The organism is Chromobacterium sp. ATCC 53434 (genome assembly GCF_002848345.1).
Classification (GTDB): Bacteria; Pseudomonadota; Gammaproteobacteria; order Burkholderiales; family Chromobacteriaceae; genus Chromobacterium.
In genome coordinates this window covers 4,800,097-4,815,564 of the sequence record NZ_CP025429.1, presented here as the reverse complement: position 1 = coordinate 4,815,564, position 15,468 = coordinate 4,800,097, and the positions used below count along the sequence as shown (strand labels likewise).

The 15,468-nt window shown below is 65.1% G+C and carries 17 protein-coding genes; all 17 read left to right on the top strand.

The window, feature by feature from the left end; genetic code table 11:
* The first annotated feature begins 4 nt into the window (after positions 1-4).
* The 17 genes from CXB49_RS21500 to CXB49_RS23800 all read left to right on the top strand — a co-directional run bounded on the left by CXB49_RS21500 (position 5) and on the right by CXB49_RS23800 (position 15,464).
* Positions 5-220: a hypothetical protein gene (locus CXB49_RS21500; RefSeq protein WP_101710264.1), complete on the top strand. Its 216-nt coding sequence runs from the start codon at positions 5-7 to the stop codon at positions 218-220.
* 212 nt (positions 221-432) lie between these two features.
* Positions 433-1,131: a DUF1834 family protein gene (locus tag CXB49_RS21495; protein WP_158300997.1), complete on the top strand. Its 699-nt coding sequence runs from the start codon at positions 433-435 to the stop codon at positions 1,129-1,131.
* Positions 1,132-1,200: 69 nt separating this feature from the next.
* Positions 1,201-2,625, top strand: coding sequence for a phage tail sheath subtilisin-like domain-containing protein (locus CXB49_RS21490; protein WP_101710262.1), 1,425 nt, complete (start codon positions 1,201-1,203; stop codon positions 2,623-2,625).
* 127 nt (positions 2,626-2,752) lie between these two features.
* Complete coding sequence (locus CXB49_RS21485; protein WP_101710261.1) at positions 2,753-3,127, top strand: phage tail protein; 375 nt, start codon at positions 2,753-2,755, stop codon at positions 3,125-3,127.
* Positions 3,128-3,135: 8 nt separating this feature from the next.
* A complete protein-coding gene (locus tag CXB49_RS21480; RefSeq protein WP_158300996.1) occupies positions 3,136-3,477 on the top strand; it encodes a hypothetical protein in 342 nt (113 codons plus the stop codon).
* Between the two features lie 136 nt (positions 3,478-3,613).
* Entirely contained in the window at positions 3,614-5,359 is a 1,746-nt protein-coding gene (locus tag CXB49_RS21475) for a hypothetical protein (RefSeq protein WP_101710259.1), read from the top strand.
* Positions 5,359-6,663: a DNA circularization protein gene (locus CXB49_RS21470; protein WP_101710258.1), complete on the top strand. Its 1,305-nt coding sequence runs from the start codon at positions 5,359-5,361 to the stop codon at positions 6,661-6,663. The genes CXB49_RS21475 and CXB49_RS21470 overlap by 1 nt, the downstream gene beginning before the upstream one ends.
* A complete protein-coding gene (locus CXB49_RS21465; RefSeq protein ID WP_233492885.1) occupies positions 6,647-7,693 on the top strand; it encodes a phage baseplate assembly protein in 1,047 nt (348 codons plus the stop codon). The genes CXB49_RS21470 and CXB49_RS21465 overlap by 17 nt, the downstream gene beginning before the upstream one ends.
* 10 nt (positions 7,694-7,703) lie before the next feature.
* Complete coding sequence (locus CXB49_RS21460; protein ID WP_101710257.1) at positions 7,704-8,333, top strand: phage baseplate assembly protein V; 630 nt, start codon at positions 7,704-7,706, stop codon at positions 8,331-8,333.
* 79 nt (positions 8,334-8,412) lie between these two features.
* On the top strand, positions 8,413-8,763 hold the full coding sequence (locus CXB49_RS21455) for a phage GP46 family protein (RefSeq protein ID WP_101710256.1): 351 nt from the start codon (positions 8,413-8,415) through the stop codon (positions 8,761-8,763).
* On the top strand, positions 8,763-9,851 hold the full coding sequence (locus CXB49_RS21450; protein ID WP_233492884.1) for a baseplate J/gp47 family protein: 1,089 nt from the start codon (positions 8,763-8,765) through the stop codon (positions 9,849-9,851). The genes CXB49_RS21455 and CXB49_RS21450 overlap by 1 nt, the downstream gene beginning before the upstream one ends.
* Entirely contained in the window at positions 9,848-10,426 is a 579-nt protein-coding gene (locus CXB49_RS21445; protein WP_101710254.1) for a YmfQ family protein, read from the top strand. The genes CXB49_RS21450 and CXB49_RS21445 overlap by 4 nt, the downstream gene beginning before the upstream one ends.
* 87 nt (positions 10,427-10,513) lie before the next feature.
* A complete protein-coding gene (locus tag CXB49_RS21440; RefSeq protein ID WP_101710253.1) occupies positions 10,514-11,665 on the top strand; it encodes a hypothetical protein in 1,152 nt (383 codons plus the stop codon).
* Positions 11,666-11,675: 10 nt separating this feature from the next.
* Positions 11,676-12,242 carry a hypothetical protein gene (locus tag CXB49_RS21435; RefSeq protein ID WP_101710252.1) on the top strand — a complete coding sequence of 189 codons (567 nt, stop codon included), beginning with the start codon at positions 11,676-11,678 and terminating at the stop codon, positions 12,240-12,242.
* Positions 12,243-12,432: 190 nt separating this feature from the next.
* A complete protein-coding gene (locus CXB49_RS23995; protein WP_199406733.1) occupies positions 12,433-13,998 on the top strand; it encodes a hypothetical protein in 1,566 nt (521 codons plus the stop codon).
* Positions 13,947-14,993 carry an IS630 family transposase gene (locus CXB49_RS21425; RefSeq protein WP_101706528.1) on the top strand — a complete coding sequence of 349 codons (1,047 nt, stop codon included), beginning with the start codon at positions 13,947-13,949 and terminating at the stop codon, positions 14,991-14,993. Before CXB49_RS23995 ends, CXB49_RS21425 begins: the two co-directional genes overlap by 52 nt.
* A 69-nt stretch (positions 14,994-15,062) precedes the next feature.
* Positions 15,063-15,464, top strand: a complete 402-nt coding sequence (locus tag CXB49_RS23800) for a hypothetical protein (protein WP_233492883.1) — start codon at positions 15,063-15,065, stop codon at positions 15,462-15,464.
* The last annotated feature ends 4 nt before the right edge of the window (positions 15,465-15,468 follow it).

The window sequence follows — 15,468 nt, the reverse complement described above, 5'->3', positions numbered from 1 at the left end:
TCACGTGGAACACGACAACCTGCTGGCCCTGGGCCGCATAGAAGGCAAGCTTGACATGATCGTCGCCCACCTCGCCAAACAGGACAAGAAGCTGGAAGAACTGGACGGCCGCCTGCGCGACGTCGAAGTCCAGGCCGCCAAGAGCGGCGCGCTGTCCGGCGCGCTGTCCGCGCTGCTGGTCACGTTGGCCGGCGAACTGCTCAAACGGATGGTGCACTGAACGTTTCGCCGGTTCCTCCTCGCCTCGCGCCAAAGGATGCTCATGGCTATCCAGCGCATCAAACCCAACTGCAAATCAAGGCGACCGAAGCCATCGGCGACAAACCCAGCCGCCTCGACCAGCCCAATCCGGCACTGACACCCCTCAGCTAAGCCGCCACGCCCTCCGGCGTCACAATCACCCCATCTTCTCCACCGCTCCAAGGAATGACCATGTCCATGCTGATCTCCGTGCAAACCGCCATCGCCGACCGCCTGCGCCAAGGCATGGGCCGGATGGTGCGCGAAGTGGCGGCGGATCTGGACGAAACCGCCCTGTGCGGCCTGCAGCTGGCCCACGGCGACTACGCCAGCCGGCTCACGCCCGGCCAGTCCAGCCCGACCATCAATCCACAGGCGCTGGCCAGGCTGCCGGCGCTGTGGACCGTCGCCGGCGGCATCACGTCCAGTCAGCCGCAAGCCAGCCAACGGCTGCGCTACAAAGCCAACGCGCTGTTCACCGTCATCGTCGGCGACCGGCTGCAGGCCGACGCCAACTACGCCGGCGCCGGCGTCTGGCAACTGGTCTACGCGACGCGCCGCCTGCTGGCCTCGCAGGATTTCGGCCTGGCGGTCAATCCGCTGCTGCCGGAGAAAGTCCGCCCGCTGGGCCAGGCGCCGCGCGATGGCCAGCCGTGGAGCCTGGTGGCCTGCGACTTCAGCACCTACTGGCTGGACGAGGCGCTGGACAACGGCCACTGGCCGGCGCCGCAAGCCGACGCCGACCCCGACGCGCTGTTCCGCGCCTTCGGCGGCCGGCTGGAAGATCCGGCCAAGACCTGGCAGAGCACCCAGCTCAACTACAACCTGGCCGGCTCCGCCGCCGTCAAGGCCCAGGACATCGTCGCCAATCCGGCGCCGTCCGCCAAGTAAAACGCTTTCCCCTCGCCGCGCCATCCGGCGCGGCCCCCTCTCCAACCGCCACACCAGGAGTCTTTCCTTATGGCTAGCGCCAACATCAGCTTCGACCAGATTCCGGCCTCGATCCGCAAACCGGGCAAATATTTCGAATTCAACACCAAACTGGCGGTGCGCACCTTGCCGGGCAACCCGCAGCGCGTGCTGATGATCGGTCAGCGCCTGGCCGATACCGCCGCCCAGCCGGCGCTGACCGCGCTGGACGTATTCAGCGACGAGCAGGCGGCCCAGGCCTTCGGCCGCGGCTCCAACGCCCACCTGATGGCCCGCGCCGCGATCAACGCCAACCCCTATCTGCAGCTGACCGTGATCGCCGTGGACGACGCGGCCGCCGGCACCGCCGCCGCCGGTTCCTTCACCTTCAGCGGCCCGGCCGCCGCCGCCGGCGTACTGAGCCTGTTCATCGGCACCGTGCGCGTCGATGTGGCCGTGGCCGCCGGCGACGACGCCACCAAGATCTCCGCCAACGCCCAGGCCGCCCTCGCCAAGCTCTCCGACCTGTCGGTCACCGCGTCCGCAGCCAAGGAAGTGCTGACCGTCACCGCCCGCCACAAAGGCAGCGTCGGCAACGGCATCGCGCTGAAGGCGCAGGAACAGATCGCCGGCCTCGGCGTCGTCGTCGCCCCGATGAAAGGCGGCGCCGGCGATCCGGACATCGCGCCGGCACTGGCCGCCGTGGCCAGCGGCGGTCATCAGATCATCGCCAGCCCGCTCACCAACGATGCCGCGCTGACCGCGCTGCGCACCCACCTGGACTTCGTCTCCGGCCCGCTGGAACAGCGCGGCGCCATCGGCGTGATCGCCACCACCGGCGCGCTGGCCGACGCCTCGGCGCTGTCCGCCAAGCTGGACAGCGGCCGCATCACCGCCGCCTGGTACCGCGGCTCGGCCAAGCTGTCCGGCGACATCGCCGCCGCCTACGCCGCCGTGATCGCCAGCGAAGAAGATCCGGCCCGCCCGCTGAACACGCTGGAACTGCCGGGCCTGGACGTGGTGGACCTGGCGTCCCGCACGACCCGCACCGAGCAGGAAAACGCGCTGTACAACGGCGTGACCCCGCTGGAAGTGGCCGCCGGCAACCGCGTGCAGATCGTCCGCGCGATCAGCACCTACACCAAGGATGCCCAGGGCGTGGACGACGTGTCGCTGCTGGACATCACCACCATCCGCACGCTGGACTATGTCCGCAAGTCCTGCCGCGAACGCATCGCGCTGCGCTTCCCGCGCGAAAAGCTGTCCGACCGCACCCCGTCCAAGGTCCGTTCCGAGCTGCTGGACGTGCTGTACAAGCTGGAAGAGCTGGAAATCATCGAGCAGGTCGAAGCCAACAAAGCCGGCCTGATCGTCGAGCGCGACCTGCAGGACGCCAACCGCCTGGACGCCAAGATCCCGGTGGACGTGGTCAACGGCCTGCACGTGTTCGCCGGCCGCATCGACCTGCTGCTGTAAGCGCGCGCGGCAAGGCGGCTGATCCCGCTTCGCGCGGCGGCCGCTCCGCCTCCCTTCTTTTCTTCAACATCCCAGTCGGCCGGGCCGTAGCCCGGTCGCCCCATCCCGAATCGAAAAGGAAAGTCTCATGGCTTTGAAAGAATACGCAGGCTCCATCGTCCTGGAAGTGAACGGCCAGGAAATCGACGTCATCGACCTCAACGTCAGCAGCAAGACCGGCCGCAAGGTCGTGAAGACGATGAACTCCACCGGCCGCGCCAAGGGCTTCGCCCGCGGCATCACCGAGTACGACCTGTCCGTCACCGTCTCCATTCCGCTGACCGGCGATCTGGACTGGGAGGCGATCGAAGGCGCCAAGCTGACCGAGTTCCCGCTGGCCGCGGGCGGCAAGCGCACCAGCTACCTCGATTGCTTCACGCTGGAAGTCGGCGAGAAGTACGGTGTGGAAAACGAAGCTCGCCGTGACATCAAGCTGATGTCGCTGCGGAAGGTGGTGGAATGATGAAAGCCATGCAAGCACGCCTGCGCTATGGCGTGGAATATCAGGGCGAAATGCATTACGACGTGGACCTGCGCCTGCCGATGGTTGCCGACAGCATCGCCGCCATCGACGAAGTCGGCGCCGACTCCAATCTGCTGTTCAATCTGGCGCTCACCGCGCGCTGCCTGACCAAGCTGGGCGGCATGCCGGTAGAAGCCATCACCACCGACTTCCTGTCGCAAAACCTGGTGGACGATGACTTCGAGCTGCTGATCGACATGCGCAATGCGCTTAAAAAAAAGCGGATCAACGCGAAAAGCGCCTCGCCGACTACCGCGAAGCCGTCCTCCTTCTCGGCCAATACGGACTGACTGAACCCCAGATCAGCCAACTGACCGAGTCTGAACTGGACGGTTATCTGCAGGCCGCAAGCCGCATGCAGGCGTCCCTCGTCTCCTCGATGGGGTGACGGGGACGCCTGTTTTTCATGATTGAAAGGAAGACGAGATGCCAGGAAAAGAACAGGGAAGCGCCTGGGAAACGAGCAAGGACGCGGCGGAACAGCTCGGCAAACTACCGGAAAACGTCAAGAAGGCCGGCGACAGCATGGTCAGCATGGCCCGCAAAGCCGATGCCGCCGATCATCAACTGCGCCAGCTTGCCAATCTTGCCTTTCCCGAACGCGATGTCTCGGGGCGAAAACAGGGCATGGCCCAATTGGACAAGATCATCGTTTCCGCTGGCGGTGGCAGGGATGACGCGGCCGCCGCGCTGACCACGCTGTTGCAGAACGGCGTGAAACTCAACGACGCCGAAAAACTGTTGCCGCAGTTGGTCAACGGCGGGCAGGCGCTCGGCGTCAGCGCGCAGAAGCTCGCGGAAGCCGCCGTCGGACAGGGGGAAGACAAGAAAGACGCCAAGGATCAGGCGCAGCCTGCACCCGATGCCGGCAAGATCGACAAGAACCTGCGCCTGGCCTTGGCCGAAGCCGCCGCCAAACCGGCGGACTATCATCCGGACGATGCGAACAAGTGGCTTCCGGACCTGCTGAAAAAAGTCGAGAAAAACGGCGTCAGCCAAGAAAACCTGACCCGTTACGACAACAACGTCCAGATGATGCGGGAAAGCGCCCAATTCAAGGATCAAAGCCAGCAAAGCGCGCTGGCGAACAGCGAGCAGAACAAACGAGCCAGTCAGGTCCTGGGAGACCAAAAAGCCAACTACAGCGAAATCGTCTCGCCGTTGCTGGATTGCGCCGCCGCCCTGCTGACGTTTGGCTCGGCGCTGGCAGGGGTTGTCGCCATCGCCGGCAAAATCGCCAAAGGCGCCGATGGATCCACGCCGTCCCTTCCCTCCAGATCCGGGGGCAAACAGGGCAAGAGCGCAAGCGGGAATCGATCATCGAAAAGCAAAAACGCATCGCAAAAATCCGGCGCTACCCCTAAAAAGTCCCTGGAGCGCCAATACGCCTCTGGACCAGGTCGAGCAGGCTCGACTGGGAAAAGCTCCGGCTTATTCAGTCAGCTCGCCGCCAAAACCAAGAACACGCTGCAGAAAACCGCCCAATCCGGCAAAGGACTGCCCAACAAGTTGCGCAGCATGGCCAGCTCAGGCGGCCGCGCGCTGAGGCAGACGGGCAGCACGCTGGGCGGCGTTCTGAAAGGCGGCTTGCGTATCGCCGGCAAGGCTTCCGGCCTTGTGGGACTCGCCGCCGGCGCTATCGGCGCCTATCAGGTGTTGTCCGACCCCAAGTCGACAATCGGCAACAAGGTACGCGCCGTCGGCGGCCAATTGGGGAATCTGGGCGGATCGGCGATCGGAGGGGCAATCGGCGGCACCATCGGCGCAATCGGCGGCCCTGTGGGCGTCATGTTGGGCGCCATGGCGGGTCGCGCCCTGGGCGGCTTGCTGGGAGAAAAACTGGCTGATAAGGCCGGGGCAAAGCTGGAAAACAAAATTGACGGCAAGCCCTCCCAAGGAACCGGCCCCGGTCCAAAAGCGGCGGCAAAAACACCAGCGGCACCATCCGTCATCGCCGGTAAAGCCGCCCAGACACCTTCGTCGCCGGTACCGGCCAAGGGCAAGAACGACAATGCCGCCGCCTTGCTGCCCCAATTGCAGGCGCTGGTCAATCAGTTCGCCGCAGCCGTCACCCAACTTCACCAACCCCTCCGCGTGGTCGTCGACGTGCAGAACGGCAACATCGTCGCCGCCGTCAACGCCGCCAACAGCAAACAACAAAGGAGGAGCTGATGTTCAGCCTCAATGTGTTCGCCGGCTCGTCCGCCGGCACCCTGGTGGATGCCAGCTTCCGCGGCGTGCGCTTCGATTGCCTGAAGAGCGTGGACAGCGCGCAGCGCGACCAGGCGATGCACGAGTACCCGTACAAGGACGGGGCCGATGTCGAAGACCTGGGCCGCAAGGCGCGCAAGGTGTCGCTGTCGGCGATGTTCTGGGGACAGGACTACCAGCGCCGGTTGCGCGAGTTCGTCGCCGCGCTGGACGCCGCCGGCCCCGGCGAGCTGGTCCATCCGGTCTTCGGCAGCATGCCTCAGGCCCAGGTGGTGGATTACCAGATCAGCCACGACGCCGACTCGTCCGACTCCTGCACCGTGGAAATCAACTGGATCGAAGCCACGCCGGGCAACCCGTTCTTCGCCGCCAAGAAGACGCTGCCGCAGGTGGACGCCATCTTGTCCCAAGTGGACAAGCTGCGCCAGACGGCCGGCGAGGCCTTTTCCAAGGCCCAGGGCCTGGTGACCGCCGCAAAAGGCGCGCTGGCCCGCGTCGCCGCGCTGCGCCAGCAACTGACCGCCACCGTCAAGCAGCTGGCCGCGATGGCCAACCAGGCGGTGGCCCAGGTGACCGACCTGCTCGCCTATCCGCAAGCCTTCGTCGCCCAGGCCAAGCAACTGGTGGACGCTGCCGCCGACTGGCGCTTCGATCTGCAGGTGGACCTCGGCCCGCTGCCGGCGCTGAAAACCGCCGCCGAACGCGCCTCCGCCACGCTGACCGACTGGAAGGCGCTGCGCCGCCGGCTTGAGGGCCTGCCGGACGCGGTGCGCCAGGGCATCACGCCGGTATCGGCCAGCGCCTCGCTGTCGGTGTGGAGCGACGACCAGCGCCGCATCGACGCGCTGCTGCAGCTGAACGTATCCACCAAGCTCGCCTCCGCCGCCGCCGGCATCTTCGCCAGCGAGTCGGCCAAGCCGACGCTGACGCCGCCGGCGCTGGAGCAGATCGCCGGCGATGTGCGCGCCTCGCTGCAGACCACCATCGACCAATGGCGCGCCGGCATGCCGTCCGAGGACGCCTACAAGGTGGTGGACGGTCTGCGCGAACTGGGCCTGCAAGTACAGCAGGGCGCCGCCGCCTTGATCGCCGCCCGCCCGCCGCTGCTGAAACGCAAGGTGGAATCCGCCTGCAATCTGCGCCAGCTGGCCCACCTGTGGTACAGCGACAGCGAGCGCGCCGCCGAACTGTTGCGGCTGAATCCGCAATTGCCCCAACCGAACCATCTGACTCCGGGGACCCTGGTCTATGGCTACGCCCGCTAATCACGCTGTCAGCCTGCAGATAGGCGGCCGTCAGCACGGCGACTGGACCCATTATTCGATCGACTCCGACCTGGTCGTCGCCGCCGACGCCTGGCAGGTGTCGCTGGGCCTGCCCGGCGGCGTCTTCCCGCCCGACGTGGAACCGGGCGCGATGATCAAGGTGAGGGTCGGCGACGAAACGGTGCTGATGGGCCGCATCGACGACATCAGCCACAGCGTGTCATCCGGCGACCACCAGCTGGCGCTGTCCGGCCGCGACCTGGCCGGCATGCTGCTCGATTGCAGCGCGCCGCTGTTCACCGGCAAGGGCATGACGCTGCAGGACGTGCTGAACAATGTGGTGAAACCGCTGGGCATTGCCAATATCCGCGTCGACGCCAAGGCGAAGGGCCAGATCGAAAAGATCAATGTCGACCCCGGCAACAGCGCCTGGGACGTGCTGACCCGCGCCGCCCAGGCCAACGGCCTGACCGCCTGGTTCGATCCGGACGGCACGCTGGTGGTCGGCGGCCCGGACTACAGCCGGCCGGCCGGCGCGCGGCTGATCCTGCGCCGCGACGGCAAGGGCAACAATGTGATCAGCCTGGCCGAAACCCGCTCCCACGCGCAGCGCTACTCCGAGCTGACGCTGCTGGGCCAGGGTCACGGCCAGTCGCTGACGCCCGGCCGCCACGCGATGAAACACCAGGTCTTCGATTCCGACGTCTGCTACCACAAGCCGCACATCCAGATGGAGCCGGACGCCGCCAGCCCGGCCGAGCTGGCCGCCCGCGCCGACAAGATGCTGGCCGACGCCCGCCTGGCCGGCTACACGCTGAGCGCCACCGTGGCCGGCCACCGCGACAGCCAGGGCAAGCTGTGGACGCCGGGCCAGCGCATCGAGGTGGAAAGCGAACCGCACGGCATCAACGGCACCTATTTCCTGATGGCTCGCACCTTCGAAGGCGGCCGCGGCCAGGGCAGCGTCACCCGGCTGACGCTGAAAGAAGACAAGTGCTGGATTCCGGTGATGCGCGCCGGCAAGCAATAAGGAGAAAAACATGTGGCATGAAGTAGATCAACGGATACGGCGCGCCTTCAGCAATGTGCGCCAGGGCTTTCGCGCGGTGCTGACCCACGTCGACAGCGATGGCGGCGTGCAGGCCGTCCAAGCCGACGCGCTGGCCGGCGAGCGGCTGCAGGACGCCGAGCTGTTCCAGCATTACGGCTACACCTCGAACCCGCCGCCGGGCAGCATGGCCATGGTGCTGCCATTGGGCGGCCGCAGCAGCCACAGCGTGGTGATCGCCACCGAGCACGGCAGCTACCGGCTGCAGTCGCTGCAAGCCGGCGAAGTAGCGCTATACAGCGACGAAGGCAGCAAAATCGTGCTCAAACGCGGCAAAATCATCGCCGTCGAGTGCGACACCTTCCTGCTTGACTGCAAGACCTGGCAGGTCAACGCCAGCGAACAGGCCAGCTTCACCACGCCCACGCTGAACGCCAGCGCGCAGTTCGTCGCCCAGGGCCAGATCAGCGGCAATGGCGGCCTGGCCATCCAGGGCGGCGGCGGCGCCAAGGTCACCGGCAGCGTCAGCGCCAGCGGCGACGTGAAGGCCGGCGGCATTAGCCTGCAGGGCCACATCCACAACGGCGACTCCGGCGGCGTCACCAGCCCGCCCAAGGGCTGATCCCGCCCAGGCCGCGCCCCGCGCGGCCCCTGACTCCCGTCCCCTGATCCCTCAACCGCCAAACCCGGAAAATAACGCCATGGACCCATTGCTGGACCCCGTCACCGGCGACTACGCCGGCCCCTCCACCGACACCATCGCCAACGCCGTCTACCTGCGCCTGATGACCCCGCTGGGCGGCTGGTGGGCCGACCCGACGCTGGGCTCGCGCCTGCATGAATTGTCCCGCAGCAAGGACAGCAAGCGCATCGACCTGTTGGCCTGCCAATACGCCGAACAAGCGCTGCAGCCGCTGTTGCAGGACGGCCGCGCCAACCGCGTCCAGGTGTCGTCGCAACGGCAAGGCTCCGGCCGGCTGCTGTTGAACATCGAAGTCGCCGAAACCGGCGGCCACATCCGCCATTTCCAACATCAAGTGAGGATAGCCTGATGCCCCTGCCCACCCCCGATTTCGCCAGCATCCGCGACGCGCTGCTGCGCGACCTGCAGAACCTGCGCGCCGACGCCGACATCGCGCCGGACAGCGATTACTTCGTCCGCGCGAGCTCGGTGGCCAGCGCGGTGGAAGGCCTGTACCAGCACCAGAGCTGGATCGCCCGCCAGATCTTCCCCGACACCGCCGACAGCGAATACCTGGAACAGCACGCCCGCCTGCGCGGCATCGTGCGCAAGCCGGCCTCCGCCGCCAGCGGCACATTGCGCATCAGCGGCAACGCCGGCGCCACCGTCACCGGCAGCCTACAGCTGCGGGTGGCCGAGCAGTTGTACGCCACGCCGGCCACCAATCCCGACGGCAGCCCCTACGCGGCCAGGCTGGACGCCAACGGCCAGGCCGAGCTGCCCATCTTCGCCGGCCAGGCCGGCACCGCCGCCAACCAGCCGGACAGTCTGCCGGTGGAACTGATGCAGGCGCCGCCCGGCGTAGCCGCCAAGGCGCTGCTGCTCAGCATGCGCAACGGCGTCGACGTCGAAGACGACGCTGCCTTGCTGGACCGCCTGCTGGAACTGATCCGCCGCCCGCCGGCCGGCGGCAACAAGCACGACTACCGCCGCTGGGCGATGGAAGTGAAAGGCGTCTCCGCCGCCTACGTCTACCCGCTGCGCCGCGGCCTGGGCACCGTCGACGTGGTGATCACCGCCAACGGCGACCTGCCGTCGCAGGAGATCCTCAGCAATGTGCAGAGCCACATCGAAGACCTGCGCCCGATCACCGCCAAGAGCTGCCTGGTGCTGGCGCCGACGCCGCGGCCAGTCGACATCGACGTCGCGCTGAACCTGGGCGGCGCCAACCCGGACACCTTCACGCCGTTGCTGCAGCAAACGCTGCAGGCCTATTTCGCCGGCCTCGCGCCGGGCGAGCGGCTGGTCAAGAGCCGGATCGAAGCGCTGATTTCCGACCTGCCCGGCGTGCAGGACCGCCAGCTCAACGCGCCCGCCGGCAACATCGATCCGGTATCCGATCAAAGCAAAGTGGAATGGCTGCGGCTGGGCAAACTGACGATGAGGGCGCTGCAATGACGCCACAACCACCGTATCAGGACTTGCTGACCCGGCTGCTGCCGCCGGTCAGCTACAGCCCGGACGGCCCGCGGCTGCAAGCCGAGCTTGCCAGCGAGGGCGCGGCGCTGGACCGCGCGCAGAACTCGGCCCGCCAGCTGGCCGGCGCCGTCACGCCCTTGCAGGCCGAAGCCCTGCTGCCGGACTGGGAACGGGTGTGCGGCCTGACGCCGCCGCCCGACGCGCCCTACCAGCAACGCCAACAGGCGGTGCTGGCCAAGCTGGCCGAAACCGGCGGCCTGTCCATCCCCTACTTCACCCGGCTGGCGGCCGGCATGGGCTACAAGATCCAGATCGCCGAGCCGCAGCCGTTCCGCGCCGGCGTCAACCGCGCCGGCCAGCAACTGTGGAGCGCGGACATTCCCTGGGTGTGGCTGGTGACGGTGTTCGGCAGCAAGGTCCGCCCCTACCAGTTCCGCGCCGGCCAATCGCTGGCGGGCGAACGCCTGTCCACTTTCGGCGACCCCAAGCTGGAAGAACTGTTCAACGATCTGAAGCCGGCCCACACCTTCGTCTACTTCGCCTACCAGCCATAATCGTCCCCGAACGCGCCTCCCCCGCGTTTCCCCTCCCCGACGCTGATCGTCGATCGGCAGTTCTCGTCATCCCCCCAGGAGCGCTTCATGCAAGACCCCATCAAGCTCGTGCCCACGCCGGACCAGCGGTTTCACGACGGCAACCCCGCCACCGGCGAGCTGGGCACTGTCGTCTCGGCCGACTGGCTGAATACCCTGCAATCCGCCACGCAATCCACCCAGCAGGAAATGCTGTCGGTGATCGCGAACAGCGGCCAGAAAGCCGACCCGACACGCCAGGACCAATTGCTGCAGGCGGTGCAGAACATCGCCTGGGGCGGCAATAGCAAGCCCACCACGCTGGCCGGCTATGGCATCGTCGACGGCGCCAGCAAGACCGATCTACAAACTGCCGTCAGCAATCTGGTGGCCGGCGCTCCCGGCGCGCTGAACACGCTGCAGGAACTGGCGGCGGCATTGGGCAACGATGCCAACTACGCCGCCACTATCACCAAGCAGCTGTCGAACAAAGCCGACAAGGCCGTCACGCTGGCCGGCTACGGCATCGGCGACGCGCAGACCAAAGCGCAAAGCGATGCCCGTTATTTCCAACGCCAGGCCCGCTTCACCAGCAACAGGCAGTTCACCGTGCCCGACGGCGTAACCCGCATCTATGTCTCCGGCTGCGGCGGCGGCGGGGGTGGCGGCGGCAGCGGCGCCAGCAGCGCCAGCGTCATGGCGGCAGGCGGCGGCGGCGGCGCCGGCAATCATGTCATGCGCCAGGACTACGCGGTCAGACCCGGACAAATCCTCAACATCGTCATCGGCGGAGGAGGCAGTGGCGGCCTGGGCGGCCCGGGCAACGGCGCGACCGGCTCCGCCGGCATCATCGGCACCAATGGCGGCGCCACCGCCATCGCCGAAATCGGTTTGAATCTGCCTGGCGGCACTGGCGGCGGCCCCGGCAACACCAACGGGACATGGGGGAATGGCGCCAGCCCGGGCAATGGCGGCCCGGGCATGGCACCGGGCACCACAGGCTGGAGCGGACCGACGACCAATATGTGCTACCCCGGCGGACTGGGCGGCAATTCGCCGTTCGGCGGCGGCGGCGGCACAGGCTGGTGGTACTGGGCTGGCGGCGTCTCCCAAAACGGTTCCGGCTTCGGCTCCGGCGGCGGCGGCGGCTTCGCGGGCAGCGTCGACGGCGGCATCGCCGGCGCGAACGGCGCCCCCGGCGTGATCTTCATTGAATGGTAAGGAGAAAATAATGAGCAAATTCGCCTATTTCAACCCTGTCGACGGCCGCGTCCTGCAATGGATAGACACCGAGGCCCACAACTGCAATCTGCCGGACGCCGCCCTGCTGCACTCGTGCAGCGATGCCGAATGGACCTCCCAAGCACAGGGCGAGATGATGGTGCGCGACGGCGCCGTGCAATCGTATGTCGCGCCGCAAGCGACGCCGGAACAGCTGCGAGCCGCCCGGCATGCCGCCATCCGCGCTGGCTGCGACCAGGAACTGGCCGCGCTGCGCCTGGCCTACCCGGAACGCGAAGTGGACAGCTGGCCGCAGCAGGAGCGCGAAGCACGCGATATCGCGGCCAATCCGGCGGCGTCCACGCCCTTGCTGAGCGCCATCTCCCAGGCCCGCGGCCTGACGGTGACGGAGCTGGCCGGCCGAGTGCGCGCCAAGGCTGATGCCTACGCCATCGAGGCCGGCAAGATCATCGGCCGCAAACAGGCATTGGCGGACAGGCTCGACGCCGTCGACCTGGCCTCGCCGGACGCGCCATCCCGGCTCTCGGCCATCCGCTGGGAAACGCCCTCCCGGTAAACCGGCCGACAGCCTGCACAAAACCGCGCTCCGGCGCGGTTTTTCGTGGCATCCGACAGCCATGTCAGTACTGACACGCGTCCGCTGCCGTCAAAACAGGCGCTCCCGCACAATCACCGTCATTCCAGATCAGCGACATCTGTCATCGGCCTAATGGCCGATTTCTCATTACCAGCGGGAGGCACCCCACATGCAAGACCAGCTCAAACCAATCAACAGCCCCGATGGCTTGTTCCACGACGGCAACCCCTATACCGGCGAACTCGGCACGGTAGTCACCTCTGAGTGGCTGAACGGCATGCAGACCGTCGTGCAGTCCACGCAGCAGGAAGTGCTGACCCTGCTGAAGAACAGCGGCCAGACGCCGGATGCCTCGCGCAAGGACCAGTTGCAGCAGGCGGTGCAGAACATCGCCTGGGGCGGCAGCAACAAGCCGACCACGCTGGCCGGCTACGGCATCGTCGACGGCGCCAGCAAGACCGACCTGCAAACCGCGGTCAACAATCTGGTGGCCGGCGCGCCCGGCGCGCTGAACACGCTGCAGGAACTGGCGGCGGCGCTGGGCAACGACGCCAGCTACGCGGCATCGGTCACCAAGATGCTGGCCGGCAAGGCGGACAAGGCCACCACGCTGACCGGCTACGGCATCGCCGACGCGATGAAAACCAGCGACTGGGGAATACAGGGCTATACCACGCTGCAGGTCGGCCCCGGCCAACCGTTCGCCAATATCCAGGATGCCTGGAACAGCCTGATCGGCAAGGTGCTGCAGGCCGACGTGCTGATCCAGGTGGCCGACGGCCAGTACACGACCAGCGGCATTGCGTTGACCCACCAACCATTCGCCAGCCGCATCCGCATCCAGGGCAATGTCGCCAACCCTTCGGCATGCAAGATCATCCTGATACCCGACAGCAAGAAGCTTAGCTACGGCGTGGTCTTTTCCCGTGTGCATGGTGTCAGCTTTTCCGGCTTTCACATCGTCGGCGAGGCCAATGCCAACCATTGGAGTTACCGCTGCCTGCGGGTCGACGAAGGATCCGTCGTTTACTCCACAATCGGCAGCATTGTGCTGGAAGGCGCCAGCAACGGTTTAGAGGTGGACCAAAACGCCCGTGCCAATTTTGACCAGATTCGCATTTCGAATTGCAAGGGATGGGCAGCGATCATTAGCGGCGGAGCATACGTCTCATTGCAAAAGTGCGTGCTGACCGGATTGGGCAAAATAGTACAGACCACACCACCGGCTTTTGTCGATCCCGACATGGGGCCGATCACATCCTATGGCCTCGGTTGCCAAGATGGTGGCAAAGTCTGGGCAGTTGATAGCCGCATTTCCAATGTAAACAAGGGTTGCTTCAGCGTACGTAATGCGTATATCGGCTGCGACGGCACAGTTGTGGACCAGGCAGACGTTGGCTTCCATGCGCAATATGGCGGAGTGTGCTGGAGCGGCGGTGCCACTCCTCGCACCAGTCTGCCACAGGGCAGGCGCAGCAAGGCAAGCAATGTTGACATTGGGTATCAAGCCGAATGGGGTGGCGTGATGTGTGCGGACATGGCTACAGCAAGAACTGCACCAGCTACGGCTTCCTCTCGAATATCAATTCAACGATGCTCGCCAACAATGGTTGGGCTAAAAATTGCACCAAAGCAGGCTATTAATTCGGCAGTAATAATCCGTACAGATTGTATACTTCCGGCATGGAAAAAATCGATGTGCGCAAGCTTGAACTGGCCGCCCGTGAGCAGCTGAGGCGTACCGCTATCCGGATGTACAAGCGAGGCCGGTCTCAAGCCAGTATTGCCGAAGAACTCGGGCTGCGCCGCCCCACCATTTCCGCCTGGGTGGTGCGTGAGGCAGCACTAGGTGCGCAGGGATTCAAAGAACAGAAGCGCGGTCGCGCCGAAGGCACCGGCCGTCGGCTGACCGAGGCGCAGGAAGCCCGGATCAAGCAGGACATCGTGGATCGCACGCCAGACCAGATGAAGCTGAGGTTTGCCCTGTGGAGTGCTCAGGCGGTCAAGGCTGTAATCAAGCAGATGTTTCTGATCGATCTGCCGATCCGTACTGTCCGTCTGTACTTGGCCCGCTGGGGCTTTACGCCGCAGCGCCCGCTCAAACGCGCTTATGAGCAGCGACCGGCAGCAGTCGAGAAATGGCTCAAGGAGGAATACCCGGCTATCGTCGCGCGTGCCAAAGCGGAAATGGCTGAAATCAGCTGGGGCGACGAATCGGCGGTGTCGAGTGTTGAGCACTTTCCGCGTGGCTACGCCCCAAAAGGCCAAACCCCAGTTCTGGTGTTATCCCAATCGAAAAGAGCGCGCATCAACTTGATTTCGGCCATTACCAACCAAGGCAAGATGCGCTTCATGCTGTACCGGGAGACCTTGACGGCCCGGGTGCTGATCAAGTTTCTGATGCGGCTGATCCGTGATGCTGGCGGCAAGAAGGTGTTCTTGATCCTCGACAACTTGCGCGTGCATCACAGCAAGCTGGTGCAAGCATGGTTGGAGGAGGAAGAGAACAAGAAGGCGATTGAGTTGTTCTTCCTGCCCAGCTACTCACCGGAACTGAACCCGGATGAATACTTGAACGGCGACCTGAAGGCCAGAATGAGCGCAGGTGAGCCGGTTCGATCAGACGGTCAACTTCAAGGGAAAGTGCTGTCCCATTTACGCTCATTGCAGAAGCAGCCGGCCAGAATCCGGTCGTACTTCCGGCATGAAAAAATCCGCTACGCGGCATGAGCTTTCTGTACGGTATTTGACTGCCGGATTAATAGCAACAGCCCCTTCTTCAGCTTCATCATTAGCGATGTGCAAGTGGAAAAGGGAACGATAGCCAGCGAATTCGAAACACGTCCTTATTACACCGACTTGTCACTCTGCCAACGTTACTATGAAACATCCTATCCAATCGGAAAAGCACCCGGTACTGTTTATATCAATGGAGGCAATTCCAATGTGTGCTCACACCCTGGTTTGATTTGGTTTCCCGGCACCACTTTCAAAGTCACCAAGAGAGCCATGCCCTCCATCACGATTTATCGCCCCAGTACCGGCGATCAAGGTTTTATCGAGAATTCCGGTGAACTATCGCCATTGAAGGTCATTGCAGTGGAGTGCGATACCAATGCGTTGGGCATGATCATCACGGATAGTCCAGCCGTAGGAACCACGCTTTGGCAATACAGCTGGTCTGCGGATGCCGAACTCTAAATAC